Source organism: Mannheimia sp. ZY171111, assembly GCF_017750945.1.
GTDB lineage: Bacteria > Pseudomonadota > Gammaproteobacteria > Enterobacterales > Pasteurellaceae > Mannheimia > Mannheimia pernigra.
Genome location: NZ_CP046532.1, coordinates 915,538 through 935,340, shown reverse-complemented (window position 1 = coordinate 935,340; position 19,803 = coordinate 915,538). Strand labels below are relative to the sequence as shown.

The following is a 19,803-nucleotide window of genomic DNA, read 5'->3' as shown; positions in this document are numbered from 1 at the left end:
TGCCAAAAATTTTACATATTGAGAAAAATGAAATGCAATTTCCTCCTCTTTCTAGTGGCATTTTACTTCGCCGTTACAAGCGTTTTCTGGCTGATATTCAGCTCCCAAATGGCGAGAAAATGACCATTCATTGCCCGAATACGGGGGCGATGACAGGCTGTGCCAACACAGGCGATACAGTTTGGTTTTCAACTTCTAATAACCCAAAACGTAAATATGCTCATACTTGGGAACTGACCCAAACCCAAGCTGGAGATTTTATTTGTGTAAATACGTTAAGGGCAAACCAGCTTGTGCAAGAAGCGTTGGAAAATCAATGGATTAAGGAGCTTTCGGCTTACCTAGACATTTTACCTGAACAAAAATATGGCACTGAAAACAGCCGTGTCGATTTTTTACTGAAATCTGACCGCTTGCAGGATTGTTTTGTAGAAGTGAAATCTACCACGCTCTTAACCCAAAATGGCATCGGTATGTTTCCCGATGCTAAAACCAAGCGGGGGCAGAAGCACTTACGAGAGCTGACTAAAATCGCACAGCAAGGGCAACAAGCGGTCATTTTTTTCGCTATTTTGCATACTGGCATTCAGGCATTTGAAGTGGCAAAACAGATCGATCCTAACTACGCTGAATTGTTGGAAGTGGCGAAAAATCAACAGGTTAAAGTCTTAACTTATAAAGTAGAAATGATTTTAGAAAACGGCAAACCACAAGGTATGCGATTAAATCAACATTGCCATTATTTAATCAATCCCACCCGCTTGTAATTGAAAACGCAATAATGATACCCATATAAGCGAAAGTGTTTAAACATAAAGGATATAAAATGACAACGATTGTATGCGTCCGCAAAGACGGAAAAATCGCATTAGGCGGTGATGGACAAGCAACGCTAGGCAACAGCATTGAGAAAGGGAGCGTGAAAAAAGTGCGTCGTTTGTATAAAGATAGCGTCGTGACAGGTTTTGCAGGCTCTACGGCAGATGCGTTTATTTTGCGTGATTTATTTGAGAAGAAACTTGAATTACATCAAGGTCATTTAGTGAAAGCTGCGGTGGAGTTGGCAAAAGAGTGGCGAACAGAGCGAGCATTACGCCGTTTGGAAGCGATGATGATAGTCGCGAATAAGAGTGAATGTTTATTAATATCAGGCTCAGGGGATGTGATTGAGCCCGAGCAAGAGGTGCTAGCGATAGGTTCAGGCGGTAATTATGCAAAAGCGGCAGCCTTGGCGTTACTTCGCACCGAGAATGATTTATCGGCAAAAGAGATAGTGTCTGAAGCCTTAAAGATTGCGGGAGATATTGATATTTATAGCAATCACCATCACGTAATTGAAGAAGTTTAATCATTTAATACCCTCTCCCCTTGTGGGAGGGGGTAATCAATTTAAGGAATAATTTATGTCAATGACCCCTCGTGAAATCGTCTCAGAGTTAGATGCTCATATTATCGGTCAAAAAGAGGCAAAACGTGCGGTAGCGATAGCATTACGTAACCGCTGGAGAAGAATGCAGCTACCCGAAGCCCTTCGTCAAGAAGTGACCCCGAAAAATATTTTAATGATTGGTCCAACGGGCGTGGGCAAAACAGAAATTGCCCGCCGTTTGGCAAAATTGGCGAATGCACCTTTTATTAAGGTAGAAGCTACTAAATTTACTGAAGTGGGCTATGTGGGCAAAGAGGTGGAGTCGATTATTCGTGATTTAGCGGATGTGTCGATGAAATTGGTTCGCCAACAAGCGGTCGAAAAAAACAAAATGCGTGCACAAGATGCAGCGGAAGACCGTATATTAGACGTTTTACTGCCGCCAGCAAAAGACCAATGGGGAAATGTGCAAGAAACGGACAATCAAACCACACGCCAAGCGTTTCGGAAAAAATTACGAGAAGGTCAGCTTGACGATAAAGAGATTGAGATTGATGTGGCTGCACAAGTCAGCGTTGAAATTATGACCCCACCGGGTATGGAGGAAATGACCTCGCAACTGCAATCACTGTTTGAGGGGATGTCGCCAAACAAAACGAAAAAACGCAAACTGAAGATTAAAGAGGCGTTAAAGTTGATGTTAGACGAAGAGGCGGCAAAACTGGTTAATCCTGAAGAGCTCAAACAGCAAGCGATTGAAGCGGTGGAACAGCACGGCATTGTATTTATTGATGAAATTGACAAAATTTGTAAGAAAGGTGAACACTCAGGCGGGGAGGTATCTCGAGAAGGGGTGCAGCGAGATTTACTGCCGATTATTGAAGGCTCAACGGTTAATACCAAACACGGAATGGTAAAAACCGACCACATTCTGTTTATCTGCTCGGGCGCATTTCAAGTCTCTCGCCCGTCAGATTTATTACCGGAATTACAAGGACGTTTACCGATTCGAGTGGAATTAAACTCGCTAACGAAAGAGGATTTTGAGCGTATATTAACGGAGCCGAATGCGTCATTAACCTTACAATATAGCGAGCTGATGAAAACGGAAGGGGTGGAGATTGAATTTACGCCAGCAGGCATTAGTCGCATTGCGGAAAGTGCGTTTCGGGTGAATGAAAAAACGGAAAACATCGGAGCCAGACGTTTACACACGGTGCTGGAGCGTTTAATGGACGGCATTTCTTTTGATGCGAGTGAACGACGAGGCGAGAAAATCGTGATTGATGAGCATTATGTGAACGAGGCGTTAAATGAGGTGGTGGAAAACGAAGATTTAAGTCGGTTTATTTTATAAGTGTTGTAAGTGTTACAAGCGGTTATTTTTGCAAATTTTTTTGTAAATTTGACCGCTTGTCATTCTTATAATTAAGGTAGTGACAAAATGAAAAATCAATACAAATGGCCAGCTGCAAGCTCTCTTTACCCTAATCGTGGCAAAAAATCGTATGCAGGAAAACGTTTGCGTTATAAACTCCGCTCTTGGCTGCACCATATTCAAATTAAAAAATTTGAACAATTTATTGCCCAGAACCCCCAACTAATCTCGCTTTTAAATGCAAGACCTAGTTATAGTTACCCGCTTGCTCACCGCTTTCTAGATAAGCGTTTTACCGCAACGCAACGGTTAGCGCAGATTTGTGAAAATTTACTGTTTTTACCGCAAAAACTCAGCCATTTACCACCATTATGGCAACAATCGGTAAATTTTGGCGAAATCATTCCCGATTTTGAATTGCTTTTAAACATTAATGAACACCAGCCAATGGAAGGTTTTTGGGCTTTAGAACTTCGTTATAAGCCAAGCCAACAATTAGTTTATTTGCTGACTTTTGGCAAATTAGATGATGCATTACTAATTGCCGTTATTCAAGGGCCTAATTTTGAAAATTCAAAAGAGCTTGTTAAGCAATTAACCAAAGATTGCTATGGCTTACGTCCTGCATATTTAATGGTAGAAGCAATGAAAGCCTTAACGGCCGTATTAGGTTATCAGCATTTACTTGGTATTCCGCAAAAATATCAAAATAAATCTCGCTGGGTACAAAGTAAACGTTATGTTGTAGATTATGATGCGATTTTTGCTGAGGCTAATGGCATTTTAGGGAAATATTGGCAATTACCGCTTGAATTGGAAAGTAAGGCAATGGAAGATATTCCGAGCAAAAAACGTTCAATGTACCGTAAGCGTTATGAAATGCTCAATAATCTAAAAAAATCAATGGAAATGGCGTTGCATTTATCTGATGTAAATATGAACGAGTAAATAAAAATAAACAAGCGGTCTTTTTTAGTAAAAATATTGCAAATAGTGGCTAGAAAAAGACCGCTTGTTTAATTTGAGCTTTATCGCTAGAATTCCCATCCACAGGTTAAAATTTTAGTGTTAATAGCACAAAAAATAGATTAAAATCGCATTTTTTTATTTACAGAGAAAGAAAAGATTATATGATGAACTCACTCACTCACTCACTCACTCACTCACTCACTCACTCACTCACTCACTCACTCACTCACTCACTCACTCACTCACTCACTCACTCACTCACTCACGGCGTAGTGTAGCCTCGTTGCTACTTACGGTGCTGATTTCAGGCTCGGCGTATGCGTCTGGCAATGGTTACGCTGTAGGCACAAATTCAACGGCGAATGGGCCGGGCAGTTATGCCACCTCAATAAATGGTGTTGCCACAGGGCATAATGCGATTGCGACAGGCGAGGGAATGAGCCGTGAACAATTTACTGAACGCCGTAAAGCAGTGGAAGACATTGAACGCCAACTAGGCGAAAAACAGAATGAAATCAACACAATTGATGCTCAAATTTCCTCTGTTCAAAGCCTCATTGATAGTATTGAACGTCGTATTACGGATATCAACCAACGCCAAACTGAGGTTGCTCGTTTAATTGAGCGGCGTACCGCTTTGCAAAACCAGAAAAAAGTTATTCAAGATAATTTAATTGAACAGCAAAACCAATTACAACAAGCGAATAATGCCTATAATCGTTTATCAAAAGATAGTAGCGGCAATAGTATTTATGTTAATTATGATAATGTATTTAATAAATTAGACTGGAAAAAATTAGACGAACCGTCAGGTAATGGGAGAAATGAATTAACTACTGATATTAAAGCCATTATAGAAGCTGATTTTCCTGAATTAAAAGGCAGTTTCACAGATTTACAATATAAAGAGTTGATTGATGGGTATGTTGCTAGAAATGTAACAGCAGATGTGAGTGCTCAATATTTAAATAAGGTAATAAAAGATAACTTAGGCTATTCAGTACAGGATAACGGGGATGGTATATATATACTATCAAAGCCAAGTGTATATAGAAATCTTTTCAGAACTAAAGATGATCTTGAACTCCCGAATGAGTTACCAAAATTTAATACAGACTACGGTTTTTATTTAATTGGTTTAGATGTCGCAAATAGAGCTGATCCTTCATCGGTTAAAGAATTAAAGTCGTTACTTTATTTTTATTTTTCAGCAAAAGTTAGTGGTACAAATTCTCATCATATTATTAATAATTACCAAAATATTCGTTATGATCATTTTGAGAGACTACCACCAGTAAATAGAAAATATGTGTATTCATTTAGTTCAAATTTATTTGATAATCGTATTAGTAAGTATTCCATTGAAAATGTTTTAAGCGGAGAAAAGAGTTATGTAGATCGGTTTATTTCTACAAATAAATCTCTAAAAGATTTTCTTACTTATGTAGATTATTCTAATAATAATTGGTGGTTTGATTTAAGTGACTATAAGTTAAAGATGGATAGGATTATAGAATTTAATAATGCTGTTGAAGATTTCTTAAACTTACAGGCAAAGCTAAAAACAGAATTATCGAAGCCTTTAAGTGAGCAAAACAAGATAGAAATAGATAGAATTAATAAAAATCTACTGATAAGGAAAGAATTTATAGATAAAGAAAAATCTAATGAAGAAAGGTACTTTAGTAGTTTTACTCTAGAATATAAAAATGAAGTAATTAAAAAAGACTTTAGCACAGTTCAACATATAATGGAGGAGTTATATAATCAAACAAGAGATCATATTAGAACTTATGATGAAAATAATACGTTAATTAAATTAACAAGAGAAAAATCTAAAGAGTTAAAGCAAGCGGTAACAGATGCTCAAAATAAAGTAAATCGCACACAGAACGATATTGACCAACTTATTGAACAAATTTCCCGTTTAGGTTTATCGCCAGATGATGAAACATTAGCAGATCGCAAACGAGAGCAAGAGCAACTGTTAAATCAGCGTAGAGCTGAACTGGAAAAGCAAAACGAAGATCTTGCTACTAAACAAGCGGAATTAGCGCAGTTAAACCAACAGTTAGCGAATTCACCGATTAAAAATATCGGTAAAAATTCGCTCGCAGAAGGTGCAAATGCGTTTGCCTCAGGTGAAAACGCGATTGCGTATGGGGCAAATACCTTAGCCACAGGTAACAATGCGGTAGCCTTAGGCAATGAAGCTCAAGCCACAGCTGAAAACGCAGTCGCATTTGGCAGCAATGCAATGGCTAAAGGCATAAACTCGGTTGCGTTAGGTGCAGGTTCTTTAGCAGTTAGCGAGAATGAGGTTTCGGTGGGCGTGGGTGAAAATGATTTAGGTAAAGCTGAATTTACCCGAAAAATCACGAATGTGACAGCAGGCAAGGCAGATACAGATGCGGTAAACGTTTCACAACTGAAAGACGTGAAAGACCAAATCCAAGCGGTGGATACAAAAATAGACACTGAAATTAGCAATGTAAACACCCGTATTGATGGCGTTGCTCAAAAAGTGGATACGGAAATTGGCAAAGTAAACACTCGCATTGATGGTGTTGACCAAAAAGTGGATACGGAAATTGGCAAAGTAAACACTCGCATTGATGGTGTTGACCAAAAAGTGGATACGGAAATTAGCAAAGTAAACACTCGCATTGATGGTGTTGACCAAAAAGTGGATACGGAAATTGGCAATGTAAACACCCGTATTGACGGTGTAGCCGAAAAAGTAAATATTCGAATTGATGGCGTTGCTCAAAAAGTGGATACGGAAATTGGCAAAGTAAACACTCGCATTGATGGTGTTGACCAAAAAGTGGATACGGAAATTGGCAAAGTAAACACTCGTATTGATGGCGTTGCCCAAAAAGTGGATACGGAAATTGGCAAAGTAAACACTCGCATTGATGGCGTTGCTCAAAAAGTAGATGCTGAAATTGGTAAAGTGAACGACAAAATAGCCTCAGAAGTAGGGAAAGTAGACACGAAAGCGAACAATCTTGCGAAGGTGCTAGGTGCGAGTGTAACCGCAGACGGGTTGGTAGAGGTGGAATACAATTACTACCAAGCAGGCGAGAAGAAGACAGTAAATGATGTCAAATCGGCGTTGTCAGGCATATCGGAAAATAGCAAGCACTTTAATGCGAAGACGAATGCGGAGCAAGGTTCAAAGGCGACGGGAGAAGAGAGCGTAGCGATGGGGGGTAATAGCGAGGCATTAGGCAGAAACAGCGTTGCGGTAGGCTCAAACTCAAAGGCATTGGGAGAGAACGAATTTGCAGTGGGTAATGCGGAGCTAGAGTTAACGCGACGAATCACTCAGGTATCAGACGGCTTAGCGAAAAATGACGCCGTCAACAAAGGTCAGTTAGATGGTGAAGCTGAGAAGGTCAATGTTAAGTTAACCCGTGTGGCAGAGATATTAGGTGCGACGGTGACGACAGATGGTTTACTGACAGCGGAATACGACTACTACGAGAAAGGGCAGAAGAAGACGACGAATAATGTGAAAACGGCGTTAAATGCAGCAGCTCAAAATACGAAATATGTTTCTGTAAATAGCACAGGCAATAGTGCGAAGGCAGAGGGTGCGGAGAGTGTTGCAATCGGTGCTAATAGTGTCGCGAAAGGCAGCAATAGCGTTGCAGTAGGCGCTGGTTCGGTGGCGATGAGCGACAATGAATTCTCGGTAGGTAATGCCAATGCCAATGTTACACGCCGAATCACCAATGTGGCAGAGGGGGTATCGGAGACCGATGCGGTTAATATGGGGCAATTCACCCGAGGGATGAATGCGTTAGGGGGGCAAGTGAATCAGTTAGAGAACAAGATAGCCCGCACAGAAAAACGGATGAGTTCAGGGATTGCTGGGGCGTATGCGGCGGCAAGTTTAATCAATGCACCGGGTGCAGGAGACAGTATGCTATCGGTCGGTACAGGTACCTTTAATGGGGCAACGGCAGTGGCATTGGGGTATTCAAGAGTATCAGATAATGGTAAAGTATCGCTGAAATTGATAGGCTCAGCGAGCAATAAAGGCGATGTAGGCGGAGGGGCATCAGTTGGATTTAAATTCTAATTGATGTGCAAAGAAGTCTGTATATAAGACCGCTTGTAAGCAATCAAAGGAGAGAAAGATGGCTTACAAGCGTCTTTTTTTAAATGAAATAACAGGAATTGAGGTTAAAGATGAAGTATTTAAGAAAAGCGGTCATCAGCGCGTTATTGGCGTATGGTATCACGAGCAATGTGTTTGCTAGCGAGGTAGACAAATCGGCGCAGTTTAAGCGTTATGAACAAGCCAAATTAAAGTTAACGTATGAAGGTGAGGTGGGTAATTTATTACAATTACTGGCGAACCGTTTAGGCGTGGGTTATCTCACATACAAAATAGACTTTAAGAAGCCAGTGAGCATCAAGAGCGGAGAGTTCATAAGGGTATCGGATTTATTAGATAATATTGAATCGCAGGTGCCTGATTTAGAGATAAAATTTGAACGTATAGGTGAGAATATATTTATCAATGCGGTAAGCCACAAAGAGCCGTTAAAATTAAGGAATGAGGAATTTGTGAGCGAAGTGATATTTGAAGATAGCACAAATACAACAAATAGCACAGATAGTACAAATAGTAAAAGTGAGGTAGGAGAAGTTATCTTTGAAGAGACGGAGTCTAAAGAGGTAATCAAAGAGACGAAAGAGGCTATGCCAGAAGAGGTAAAGAAAGCGCCAACCCAAGCTATTCAAGCCGCTCAAGAGGTGAGCGAAGTAAAAAAGCCGTAGAAGCTGATATAACAGCGAAAAAGGAAGAGACAAAAGAGATAAGTCAGGAAGAGAAGGGATTGAATGAGCTTGTGGCAAGGGCGACAGATGAAGGGTTGCTGTCGAAATACAAGCGAAAGAAAGCGCCGAAATACAAATTAAGCAAGAAAGAGTTTGATGGATTGGAATCGGTGAAGGTAACGCCGATAGGGACATTTTTGATATTTAATCAAGAGATGGACGTGTCAGATTTTGATGTGAAAGGGAAGTTTGAACGAATGGAGAAGCACGGAAATTTGATAGCGATATCTCACGAGAAGGTGTCGGCACCGAAATGGATAACGGTGGAATTTGGGGGTAAGAAGTTAGTACTTAGTCGAAGTAATAAGTAATAAAGTGATGAGATAACGCCTCTTTTTGTGAAAAGAAAAGAGGCGTTATGTTTATGTTTGATTTTTCATTGTTTATTTTTTCTATTTAAATTTGGATTTATAGGCTTCGCTATTGATCCATAAATGATCGGGTTCCCAAGTAAATTTCCATTGGCGAACTGGGCCTGCCATTACATTGAGATAATAGTTGTTATAACCAGCAATAGTCGCTACAGGATGATAGCCCTTTGGCACCTTGACCACATTTTTGTCATACACTGCCATACATTCATCAAGCGTTCTGTCGTCGGTATAAACCCGTTGTAGAGCAAAACCTTGCGGTGGATCGAAACGGTGGTAGTAAGTCTCTTCTAAATAAGTTTCTTGTTCGGAGTTTTTGTTATCGTGCTTATGGCTTGGATAAGAGCTGGTATTGCCTTCATCCGTGAAAACTTCGACCACGAGTAGGCTGTCTGCTGGCTCGGTTTCAGGAAGAATGTTATGTACTAAGCGTTGATTATTGCCCACGCCACGTTTTTCAACACCCACATCATTTGGGGTTATCAGACGTATAGGATAGTTACCTTGGCTTGGTGCTTTGCACACTGCAAGCTCTAATTGACCGCTTGTTTCCACTTTTACTTTTTTGCGTGGCGGAACATAGACTGAATAAGGCGGGATTTTTTCAAACGGGCTAGTGCGGTTGCCGATATTTTCAAAACGATGTTCATCAACAAACACTGAACCTTTACCTGCTATTAAAACAAGACAAAGCTCATTTTCGCCACTCTCTAATGTAATAGATTGATTCTCTAACTGGTAAGCTGCAAAGCCAACATATTCCCAGTTAGCATTTTGCGGTGTGATATCCTGAATTAAACCGTTTGGCTGTGCCTGGGGTTTAGAAAGTAAAACGCTCATAATATCTCCTGTGTGTATTCATAAGATCGATAATCTACTATAACTCAGATGATCGTTTTTGGGGATAAGCAATCTTCAAAGTTGTTATCCAGATCACAAAAATGAAATAAATTTTTCATTTTTGTTCTATTTGTATTGATATTTTCTATTTTTGGGAGTAATTTATGGGCTGTATTTTGTCTATCCTCGATTCATAATCTGATAAGGAGTTTTCAATGAGCCAATTTGTGCAAAACTTTATTAATGGTGCAACGGTTGAAAGCCAAAGCCAACGCATTACTTCTGTATTTAATCCAGCAACGGGTGAAGAAACAAAAAAAGTGAAATTAAGTACTGCTACCGAAGTAGATTTAGCGATTGCTGCAGCTGATGTTGCATTCAAGAGCTGGTCTCAGCAATCTCCACTTCGTCGTGCTAGAATTTTATTTAAATTCAAAGAGTTACTTGAAGTAAATTTTGATGAATTAGCTCGTCTTATTAGTGCTGAACACGGTAAAGTTTATTCTGATGCTATCGGTGAATTAACACGTGGTTTAGAGGTTGTGGAATTTGCAACGGGTATTCCACATTTACAAAAAGGTGAATTTTCAGCGAATGCAGGGCGTGGTATCGACATTCACTCAATTCAACAGCCATTAGGTGTGGTAGCTGGTATTACGCCGTTTAATTTCCCAGCAATGGTGCCGATGTGGATGTTTCCTGTTGCTCTTGCTTGTGGTAATACCTTTGTTTTAAAACCTTCTGAAAAAGATCCAAGTGTTTCTATTCGTTTAGCGGAATTACTAAAAGAAGCCGGTTTACCTGATGGTGTATTTAACGTTGTACAAGGTGACAAAGAAGCGGTAGATATTCTTTTAACTGATCCTCGTATTCAAGCGGTCAGTTTTGTCGGTTCAACAGCAATTGCTCAATATATTTACGAAAAAGGCTCAGCAAATGGTAAACGTGTTCAAGCCTTAGGTGGTGCTAAAAACCACGCGTTGATTATGCCAGATGCGGATGTACAAAATACGGTAAATGCTTTACTTGGTGCGGCATTTGGAGCCGCTGGTGAGCGTTGTATGGCGTTGTCGGTTGCGGTGATCGTGGGCAATGAGTTGGCGGATAAAATTGTTGAAGAGCTGATTCCAAAAGTGAAAGCGCTAAAAATTGGTGCAGGCTTATTACCAGAAGGTCAAACCGAGAACGATATGGGACCTGTGATTTCAAAAGAACATAAAGCAAAAATTGAAGGCTATATCGATCAAGGTGTGGCACAAGGGGCGAAACTTTGTGTTGATGGTCGTGGCTACAAAGTGTCAGGACACGAGAATGGTTATTTTGTTGGCGGTACGTTATTTGATAACGTCACCCCTGAAATGACGATTTGGAAAGAAGAGATATTCGGACCAGTGTTGTCCGTGGTGCGTGTAAAAGATTACGCCGAAGGTATGGCGATTATCAATAGCCACCAATACGGCAACGGCAGTGCGATCTTCACCGCAGATGGCGATTCTGCCCGTCAATTTACCCAAGATGTACAAGCCGGTATGGTGGGCGTGAATATCCCAATTCCAGTGCCGATGGCATTTCATTGTTTTGGTGGTTGGAAAGCCTCTATTTTCGGACCACTTAATGTATATGGTACAGATGGTGTACGTTTTTATACTCGTATGAAAACCATCACAACCCGTTGGCCAGACAGCAGTGTTCGCAGCCAAGCTGCATTTAATTTCCCAACTTTATAATAAGTATTCTTCCTTTTTGAGTATTTGGCGGTGAGAAATCACCGCTTTTTTTGTGCTCTCTATCAGCTAAATAATAAGGGAGATAAGCGGTCAAATTTCCCCAATTTTTTGCAAAAAATGCTTCTATTCTGCCCGCTTGCAATGCCCGATTTGTTCTAAAACGAGAAATTTAGGGCAAAAGTGTGATCTGATTAACAAAATTGAAACAAAGTTGTTGGAGCGAAAAATTCCGAATGCTATATTTTATTTTGAAAAATTTATTTCATTTATTAATGTTTTTGAAATGAAACTTCATTTTTCCTTCTAAGTTTGAAGTAAAGTTGGCAATTTCTTGCCACCAATTCCCATCTAACAAGAGGATTTTTATGATGAATAAGCGTTTGAAATTTGCATTAAGTGCTTTAACACTGGGCCTAGCGATAAGCAGCTTTGCCAAAGATGAATTGGTTGTGTTTAGCTTACCGAATTTATCCAGCCCATTTGAAGTGCAGCTCCAAAAAGTAGCGTTGGAAACGGGTAAAAAACTGGACGTGAAACTGCAAGTGTTAGACGGTCAGAGCTCTTCAACCAAACAGGCGTCTGACTTAGAAAATGCGATTACTCGTGGTGCAAAAGGTGTGATCATTTCGCCAAATGATGTGAATGCAATTTCAGCTGCGGTGGAAGAAATTATTGCTGAGAAAATTCCAGCGGCAACGCTTGACCGTAAAGTGGAAAGCAGTAAACCAGTTCCACACTTTGGTGCGAACAACTACACTGGTGGCCAAGAAGTAGCGAAAGCGGTGAAAGCAAAATACCCAGAGGGTGCGAAAGTGATTTTATTAACTGGTCAGCCAGGTTCAACATCAAACATTGAGCGTACCAAAGGGATTCGTGATGAGTTAGCGGCGGGTGACGGTAAATACAAAATTGTCGTCGATCAAACTGGTAACTGGTTACGTTCAGAAGGCTTACGTATTGTAGAAAGCGTATTGCCAACTTTAAAAGAAAAACCAGATGTGATTATTTCAGCGAATGATGATATGGCGCTAGGTGCGATTGAAGCATTACGCAGTCAAGGCTTAAAAGCAGGTGAAGTCTTAGTGACTGGCTTTGATGCGACCCCAGAAGCACTTGCTCGTGTGAAAGATGGCTGGTTATTCTTAACTGCTGACCAACGTCCAGGCTTTGCAGTATCGAACGCATTAGAGCAAGTAGTTGGCAATATTCGTGATAATAAAGAAGTGAGCGGTGCAGACTATCCGCCGAAAATTATTCTGAAAGAGAACCTGCAAGAAGCAGAACGCTTTGCAGAAGTGAGTGAATAATTTTTTTGCCTCCTCACAGACGTGAGGAGGTGTTTTTAACGGAGGTTGTATGTCTTTTACTCCTTTACTTGAAGTTCGAGATTTGAAAAAAAGTTTCTCCGGTGTGATGGCACTCAACGGCGTGAAACTGACCGTAGGGCAAGGTGAAGTTCACGCTCTACTCGGCGAAAATGGTGCGGGTAAATCCACTTTATTAAAAGCGCTTTCTGGAGCTCAGCCGCAAACCAGTGGCGAGATTATTTTTAATGGTGAAACACTGAGTTTAAATGACTCTCCGTTTGATCGTCAGCTCAAAGGCATTGTGACAATTTACCAAGAATTCAATTTGCTGCCGAATATGACGGTGGCGGAAAATTTCTTCTTAGGAAGAGAGCCAACTAACGGCTTGTTTGTTAATGAAAAAGCTGTGAATGACGAAGCACAAATGGTGCTAGATAATCTTGGCTTAAACATCAAACCCGATACCCAAGTTTCTCGTTTAAGTGTTGCACAACAACAGATGGTTGAAATTGCCCGAGCAATGACCCTAAACGCCAAGCTGATTATTATGGATGAACCGTCCGCTGCTCTTAGTGATAAAGAGGTGGAAACCCTTCACCAAATCGTGCGTGATCTGAAAAGCCGTGGCATTAGCGTTATTTACGTCACCCATCGTCTCAACGAAGTTTTTGCATTGTGCGACCGCTTTACCGTTTTCCAAGATGGGCGTTATTCGGGCGAGGGTGAAGTAAAGAATGTGAATGTTGATGACATTATTCGAATGATGGTGGGGCGTGAAGTGGCATTTACTCGCCGTCCGCCAGAAGAAACTCATCATACCCATCGCCCAGTTCGTTTAGCTGTGAAAAATCTCCACCGTGAAAAACCAGCACTTGACCCACACGGCATTGCTTTACACGGTGTCTCTTTCAACATTCACGAAGGTGAAGTGTTGGGCATTGCAGGCTTGGTGGGGGCTGGGCGTACCGAAATCGCTCGCTGCTTATTCGGTGTGGAAAGCTACACCGCCGATGAAATCAGCCTAGACGGCAAGCCGTATGCAGCAAGCTCCCCGCTTGATGCGTTAGAAAAAGGCGTGGCACTGGTGCCAGAAGACCGTAAAAAAGAGGGCTTAGTGTTAGGTTTGCCGATCAAAACCAATATGACCTTGCCGATCTTAGGCAAATTGCTCAAAGGTAACCTGTTCGTTGATGATAAACGGGAAGATGATCTGATCGAAACTTACCGCCAAGCGTTACGCATCAAAATGGCAAGTAGAGAACTGGAAGCTCGCAAGCTCTCGGGTGGTAATCAGCAGAAAGTGATTTTGGCTCGCTGTATGGCACTCAATCCGAAGGTGTTGATCGTCGATGAACCGACACGAGGAATTGACGTAGGAGCGAAATCGGAAGTGCATCAAGTCTTGTTTGATATGGCAAAACAGGGCGTGGCAGTGCTGGTAATTTCTTCCGATCTCCCAGAAATTATGGCGATTTCCGACCGAATTATTACCTTATCCGAAGGTCGTGTGACAGGCGAAATTCACGGCGATGAGGCAACCGAAGAAAAATTAATGTCAATGATGGCTGTCGGTGTTCAGCGTGAGCACGCAGCGTAAGCGAGGTTTGTATGACAACACAATTTTTGAAAAACCTAGGAATGGTTGATGATAAAGGAAAAATTGATTTTATCGCCTTCTTTGAGCGTTTTGGTGTACTGATTTTCTTAATTCTATTAGTGATTTTCTTCACTATACAAAACAGTGCATTTTTATCGCAACGCAACATCTATAACGTTTTAACTGAAGTGTCGATTTTCGGCATTATGGCGGTGGGAATGACCTTCGTCATCTTAACCGCAGGTATAGATCTTTCTGTTGGTTCGATTTTAGCAGTGACAGCAATGTTTGCCGCCTACATTATCAAAGGCGATAATACCGTTACGGTGGAAGCTGGTGCGTGGGGCGGAATGAGCTGGCTGATTGGCTTGGTGATATGTTTAGGTTTAGGGACGTTGATTGGCTGGCTGCACGGCTTAGGTGTCACTAAACTCAAGCTCCCACCATTTATCATCACCCTTGGCGGTATGACAATTTGGCGTGGTTTAACTTTAGTACTGAACAACGGCTCACCAATCGCTGGTTTTGATGAAGGCTACCGCTGGTGGGGACGTGGTGATATTTTAGGCTTACCAGTTCCAGTCATCATCTTCGCTGTTGTAGCAATTATTGGTTACTTCGCTTTACACAAAACACGCTGGGGACGCTACGTCTATTCCGTGGGTGGCAACCCAGAAGCGGCTCGCCTTGCTGGGGTGAATATCAACCGCACGTTAGTGAGTGTGTATGTGGTGATCGGTGCATTGGCAGGTTTAGCGGGCTTTATCCTCTCCGCCCGTTTAGGCAGTGCAGAATCTGTGGCTGGCGTCTCTTTTGAGTTACGTGTCATTGCCTCGGTGGTTATCGGTGGAACCTCCTTAATGGGTGGCTATGGGCGTGTCACTGGCACGATCTTCGGCTCAATTATTATGGGCGTGTTGATTAACGGCTTGGTACTGATGGATGTTTCAGCCTACTACCAACAAATCATTATGGGCTTAATCATTATCCTCGCCGTTGCCTTCGACACTTATGCGAAGAGCAGAAGAGGGGCGTTATAACCCATCACGCAAGCGGTCTGATTTCGTAAAAAAGTTGCAAAAACAGACCGCTTGTTTGTTTTTATTGATGTAAGATTCTGCCTCCAATTTCGGAGGCAGAATGTCATTTCTCTTCTCTGTGTTAAGGAATTAACTATGAAAACCATCAAAATCGGCTTAGTCGGCACGGGCTATATCGGTCGCTGCCACGCTATTGCTTACGCACAAGCACCCACACTTTTCCCTCTCAAAGGCAAACTGCAACTCGAATATCTCGCCGAAATTAACCAAGAACTTGCTGAACAGAAAGCCCAAGAATTTGGCTTTGCTCGGGCAACTGACGATTGGCGAAAGCTGGTTGCCGATCCAGATATTGATGTAGTCGATATTTGCACGCCCAATTTCCTGCATAAAGAAATCGCACTCGAAGCAATTAAACACGGCAAACACGTCTATTCCGAAAAACCGCTCGCCTTAACCGCCGCTGATGCCAAAGAGATGGTCGAGGCGGTGAAAAAAGCGGGAGTAAAAACCTTGGTTGGCTTCAATTACATCAAAAACCCGACTACCCAACTGGCTCGACAAATTATCCAAAACGGCGAAATTGGCGAGGTGGTGCATTTTTACGGCACGCACAACGAAGACTATCTCGCCAGTCCAAACACCCCGATTGACTGGCACTGCTACAAAGCCAAAGCGGGCTTAGGCACGCTCGGTGACTTGGCGGCACACATCGTGAGTATGGCTCACTATTTAGTCGGCGAAGAGATTGTGAGCGTGGTCGGCGATATGCAAACCGTGATCACCGAACGCCCAAATCCACACAATTTGGCGGAAAAAGTGAAGGTTGAAAACGAAGACCAAGCCACCGCCATCGTCCGTTTTGCCAAGGGCGTTATGGGTACGATTGAAAGTTCCCGCATCGCCTGCGGACGTAAAATGGGGCTCACCTATGTGGTTACGGGAACCAAAGGCACTCTGACCTACACCCAAGAGCGAATGGCAGAACTGAAACTCTACTTACACGATGACGACAAGTCCCGCCAAGGTTTCAAAACCATTTTAGTTGGACCAGAACACCCCGACTATTCTGTCTTCTGCGTGAGTGCCGGCCACGGTATCGGTTTTAACGATCAAAAAGCAGTGGAAATCCGAGATCTGATCAACGGCATCGCAGCCGATGATCGAATGTTCCCTGATTTTGAAGAGGGCTACAAAATCTCCCGCGTGTTGGAAGCCATTGCGAAATCGGCGGAAGAGAAGCGGTGGGTGGAAGTATTTTAATAAGATTACTAGTTTATTCTAAAATTAGTACAAAAATAGTTTTTTTCTGATATTATTTACAGTATCATGACTCTACAGATTAGAATGGTTTCATAGAAACCATTCTAATCTGTAGAGTTTGTTGTATCTTTTAAGTTAGGCATGGGAGGTCAATATGAATAATGAGAGAGAATTATCATCTCAATTTGCTAGTTCCGTATTGGCTAGCTATTGGGATGAAAATGTTTATCCAGTAGATCCTGTTGCAATCGCGAGACGTTTTGGTATAAAGGTTGTATATGATGATCTACCAAGAGATGTATCTGGTGCATTAGTTAAAACTGAGAATATGGATTTTCCTATGATAATGGTTGATTCTAGTGAATCCGATGTAAGGAAACGTTTTACAGTGGCTCATGAATTAGGACATTATATGTATAATACTTTTGTGCTGAAATTAGAAGAGGCATATGAGAAGATTGATTACCGTGGTCAATCGTCAAGAATGGGCCGTGATCCCCAAGAAATTTTTGCTAATGGTTTTGCTGCAGCATTATTGATGCCAAAAGATGTTATTCTAGAAAATGGTAGAGAATTAACTCAACAGCAATGTATAAGAATCGCATCCATATTGGATGTCTCATTAGAGGCTTTGAAATATAGATTAAACTATCTTGGTGTGCAGGTTAAATATGCACAATGAAAATAATCCTCTAGAAGATTTGAACGAGCATTTACGAAATACTGCCCCTATCCTGCAACGAGCAGAGGAGTTAGTCTCTAGCGAGTCTCAAGACGCACCAACAGATGATGAAAGAAAACGTGCCCATAAGCTAAAAAATGATGATTTTGAAACAGATATTGATTTAAAGAAGAGATATGCCACATGGCTTATTGGAGTTATGATTGGGCAACTGTTGATAATGAATATTGTCTTTGCCTGTGTTGGTTTAAAATGGATGGAATATAGTGATTTTATTTTGCATTTATATATCTCAGGAACCCTTTTAGAGCTTTTCGGGCTGGTTCTTGTTATTACAAAATATTTATTTAAGAAACAATAAAGAGTAAATCCTTTTGGATTTACTCTTTTATTATATGTATTTAATTTGACAGTGATATTACCCTACTTCGCTTAATTTAACTGGGCGGTTTTCGTCCAGTGATTTTTTCGCTGCAAGAGCGATTAACACAGGTTGTAAGCCGTCGTTGCCATTTACCAGCGTTGGTTTGTCATTCACGACGGAATCTACGAAGCAGCTGATTTCGTCGGCGAAGGATTGCATATAACGCTCTAAGAAGAAGTATTTCGGTTTTTCTGCAATCACGCCATTTTCTCCAGAGAACACGGCAGTTGAGCCAGTGTCGTTGGTGATGTGAATTGCCCCTTTTGAACCGAAGACTTCAGCACGTTGGTCGTAGCCGTAAGCGGCTTTACGGCTATTGTCGATTACGCCGATTGCACCGTTTTTCAGTTTCAGCGTAATCACGGCGGTGTCGATATCGCCCGCTTTGCCGATTTCTGGATTCACTAGCACGGTTCCCACCGCAAACACTTCTTCGACTTCGCTGCTGGATAAGTAACGAATCATATCGAAATCGTGAATGGTCATATCGAAGAACATTCCACCAGAGACTTTTACATACTCAATTGGTGGTGCGTCTGGGTCACGAGAGGTGACACGAATCACGTGCGGTTCGCCGATGTCGCCAGCGGCAACACGATCTTTAATCGCTTTGAAGTTGTGGTCAAAACGGCGGTTGAAACCTACTTGGAATTTCACGCCTGCTTTTTCCACCGCAGCTAACACTTCGTGAATTCTTGCTGGGTCTGCATCAACCGGTTTTTCACAGAAAACGTGTTTGCCAGCAAGGGCAGCTTCAATTGAGATTGGGGCGTGAGTGTTGGTGGATGAGCAGACTAACACTGCATCGATTTCCGGATCTTGCAGGATTTGTTTGTAGTCGTCATAAACGTGCAAAATGCCCATTGATTTCGCCCACGTGGTCAGCTCATCGGTAATACGAACGTCTGAAATCGCCTTGATTTCTGCGCCTTTCACATATTTGCTGATACTTTCAGAATGTACACGACCGATACGGCCTGCACCGATAATACCTACTTTTAACATCTTAAACTCCTGCGGTTTCACGAATATATTTTCTGCCTTTGAGGGCGTATTCAAACGGGTTAGCGAGTGCTGGGTCTTGTTCGGCTTCCACCACCATCCAGCCTTTGTAATCGTGTTTTTCGAGGATCTCGAAAATCGGTTTGAAGTCGATTACGCCATCGCCTGGGACGGTAAATGTGCCTTTTTTCACCCCTTCTAAGAAGCTCAAATCTTTCGCTTTTACTTCGGCGACCACTTCGTCACGCACATCTTTTAAATGCACGTGAATAATGCGGTCAATGTATTTTTCCAACACGCCGAGCATCGCTTTTTGGCAGCCTTCGGAGTAGTAAAGGTGGCCTGAATCGAATAACAGATAAACATCATCATTCACTTCTGCCATATAGCGATCAATCTCTTCTGGGGTTTGAATGCCCGTGCCCATATGATGATGCAAGCAGACTTTCATCCCTTTTTCCGCTGCCAGTTTTGCCAGCTCGTTATAGCCTTCTGCCATACGTTTCCAGTCAGCATCGTCAAACACTGGTTTTTCTTTGAAGACTGATTTGGTTGTGCCTTGAATGCTGTGGCTCTGCTCGGAACAGCCGATCACTTTTGCACCCATAGCGTGTAAGAAATCACGGTGTTTGATAAACTCAGCGATGGTCTCTTCACGTTTGCCATCGACAAAGAAAGTGCTGAACCACGCATTACAAATCTGAATGCCACGTACGTCTAATTTGTGTTTTAGTACTTCAACATCTCGTGGATATTTGTTACCCACTTCACAGCCAGTGTAGCCCGCCAACGCCATTTCGCTCACGCACTGTTCGAAAGTGTTTTCTGCACCGAGCTCCGGCAAGTCATCGTTTGTCCAGCCGATAGGGGCAATGCCTAGTTGAATGTTTTCTGCTTTCATAGAGAAACCTCTTGGTTTGTAGAGATAATTAAGAGTACAAGCGGTAAGATTTTGTAAAAAAATTTGCAAAATTGACCGC

The 19,803-nt window shown here is 41.9% G+C and carries 17 protein-coding genes; 14 read left to right on the top strand and 3 right to left on the bottom strand.

Going from position 1 to position 19,803, the window contains the following annotated elements; translation table 11 throughout:
* Window positions 1-32: 32 nt before the first annotated feature.
* From sfsA to GM698_RS04405, 7 genes are all read left to right on the top strand, one after another.
* Window positions 33-767 carry a DNA/RNA nuclease SfsA gene (gene sfsA / locus GM698_RS04435; RefSeq protein ID WP_176807896.1) on the top strand — a complete coding sequence of 245 codons (735 nt, stop codon included), beginning with the start codon at window positions 33-35 and terminating at the stop codon, window positions 765-767.
* 59 nt (window positions 768-826) lie between these two features.
* A complete protein-coding gene (gene hslV / locus GM698_RS04430) occupies window positions 827-1,348 on the top strand; it encodes an ATP-dependent protease subunit HslV (protein ID WP_209289715.1) in 522 nt (173 codons plus the stop codon).
* Between the two features lie 55 nt (window positions 1,349-1,403).
* Window positions 1,404-2,726: an HslU--HslV peptidase ATPase subunit gene (hslU, locus tag GM698_RS04425; protein WP_176807897.1), complete on the top strand. Its 1,323-nt coding sequence runs from the start codon at window positions 1,404-1,406 to the stop codon at window positions 2,724-2,726.
* A gap of 87 nt (window positions 2,727-2,813) precedes the next feature.
* Window positions 2,814-3,695 carry a VirK/YbjX family protein gene (locus GM698_RS04420; protein WP_209289714.1) on the top strand — a complete coding sequence of 294 codons (882 nt, stop codon included), beginning with the start codon at window positions 2,814-2,816 and terminating at the stop codon, window positions 3,693-3,695.
* A gap of 304 nt (window positions 3,696-3,999) precedes the next feature.
* A complete protein-coding gene (locus GM698_RS04415; RefSeq protein WP_209289713.1) occupies window positions 4,000-7,806 on the top strand; it encodes a YadA-like family protein in 3,807 nt (1,268 codons plus the stop codon).
* A gap of 110 nt (window positions 7,807-7,916) precedes the next feature.
* A complete protein-coding gene (locus GM698_RS04410; RefSeq protein WP_209289712.1) occupies window positions 7,917-8,510 on the top strand; it encodes a hypothetical protein in 594 nt (197 codons plus the stop codon).
* 59 nt (window positions 8,511-8,569) lie between these two features.
* Window positions 8,570-8,881: a hypothetical protein gene (locus GM698_RS04405; protein ID WP_176807685.1), complete on the top strand. Its 312-nt coding sequence runs from the start codon at window positions 8,570-8,572 to the stop codon at window positions 8,879-8,881.
* A gap of 81 nt (window positions 8,882-8,962) precedes the next feature.
* On the opposite strand, the gene iolB is transcribed toward GM698_RS04405, so the two are convergent.
* Window positions 8,963-9,781, bottom strand: coding sequence for a 5-deoxy-glucuronate isomerase (gene iolB / locus GM698_RS04400; protein ID WP_209289711.1), 819 nt, complete (start codon window positions 9,779-9,781; stop codon window positions 8,963-8,965).
* Window positions 9,782-9,996: 215 nt separating this feature from the next.
* Here iolB and GM698_RS04395 point away from each other — a divergent pair, with 215 nt between their 5' ends.
* The 7 genes from GM698_RS04395 (at window position 9,997) to GM698_RS04365 (ending at window position 17,758) form a co-directional block, all read left to right on the top strand.
* Window positions 9,997-11,508: a CoA-acylating methylmalonate-semialdehyde dehydrogenase gene (locus GM698_RS04395; RefSeq protein WP_159628925.1), complete on the top strand. Its 1,512-nt coding sequence runs from the start codon at window positions 9,997-9,999 to the stop codon at window positions 11,506-11,508.
* A 365-nt stretch (window positions 11,509-11,873) separates the two neighbouring features.
* Complete coding sequence (locus GM698_RS04390; RefSeq protein WP_236650871.1) at window positions 11,874-12,815, top strand: sugar ABC transporter substrate-binding protein; 942 nt, start codon at window positions 11,874-11,876, stop codon at window positions 12,813-12,815.
* Between the two features lie 49 nt (window positions 12,816-12,864).
* Complete coding sequence (locus GM698_RS04385) at window positions 12,865-14,412, top strand: sugar ABC transporter ATP-binding protein (protein ID WP_159628926.1); 1,548 nt, start codon at window positions 12,865-12,867, stop codon at window positions 14,410-14,412.
* Window positions 14,413-14,423: 11 nt separating this feature from the next.
* Entirely contained in the window at window positions 14,424-15,452 is a 1,029-nt protein-coding gene (locus tag GM698_RS04380; RefSeq protein WP_176807904.1) for an ABC transporter permease, read from the top strand.
* 135 nt (window positions 15,453-15,587) lie between these two features.
* The gene (locus GM698_RS04375; RefSeq protein WP_209289710.1) at window positions 15,588-16,715 is read left to right on the top strand and encodes a Gfo/Idh/MocA family protein; all 1,128 of its coding nucleotides are present in this window, start codon (window positions 15,588-15,590) and stop codon (window positions 16,713-16,715) included.
* 154 nt (window positions 16,716-16,869) lie between these two features.
* Window positions 16,870-17,397: an ImmA/IrrE family metallo-endopeptidase gene (locus tag GM698_RS04370; RefSeq protein WP_159628928.1), complete on the top strand. Its 528-nt coding sequence runs from the start codon at window positions 16,870-16,872 to the stop codon at window positions 17,395-17,397.
* The gene (locus tag GM698_RS04365; protein ID WP_159628929.1) at window positions 17,387-17,758 is read left to right on the top strand and encodes a hypothetical protein; all 372 of its coding nucleotides are present in this window, start codon (window positions 17,387-17,389) and stop codon (window positions 17,756-17,758) included. Before GM698_RS04370 ends, GM698_RS04365 begins: the two co-directional genes overlap by 11 nt.
* Before the next feature lie 57 nt (window positions 17,759-17,815).
* On the opposite strand, the gene iolG is transcribed toward GM698_RS04365, so the two are convergent.
* A complete protein-coding gene (gene iolG / locus GM698_RS04360) occupies window positions 17,816-18,826 on the bottom strand; it encodes an inositol 2-dehydrogenase (RefSeq protein ID WP_209289709.1) in 1,011 nt (336 codons plus the stop codon).
* A 1-nt stretch (window position 18,827) separates the two neighbouring features.
* On the bottom strand, window positions 18,828-19,724 hold the full coding sequence (gene iolE, locus GM698_RS04355; protein WP_176807907.1) for a myo-inosose-2 dehydratase: 897 nt from the start codon (window positions 19,722-19,724) through the stop codon (window positions 18,828-18,830).
* Window positions 19,725-19,803 lie beyond the last annotated feature (79 nt).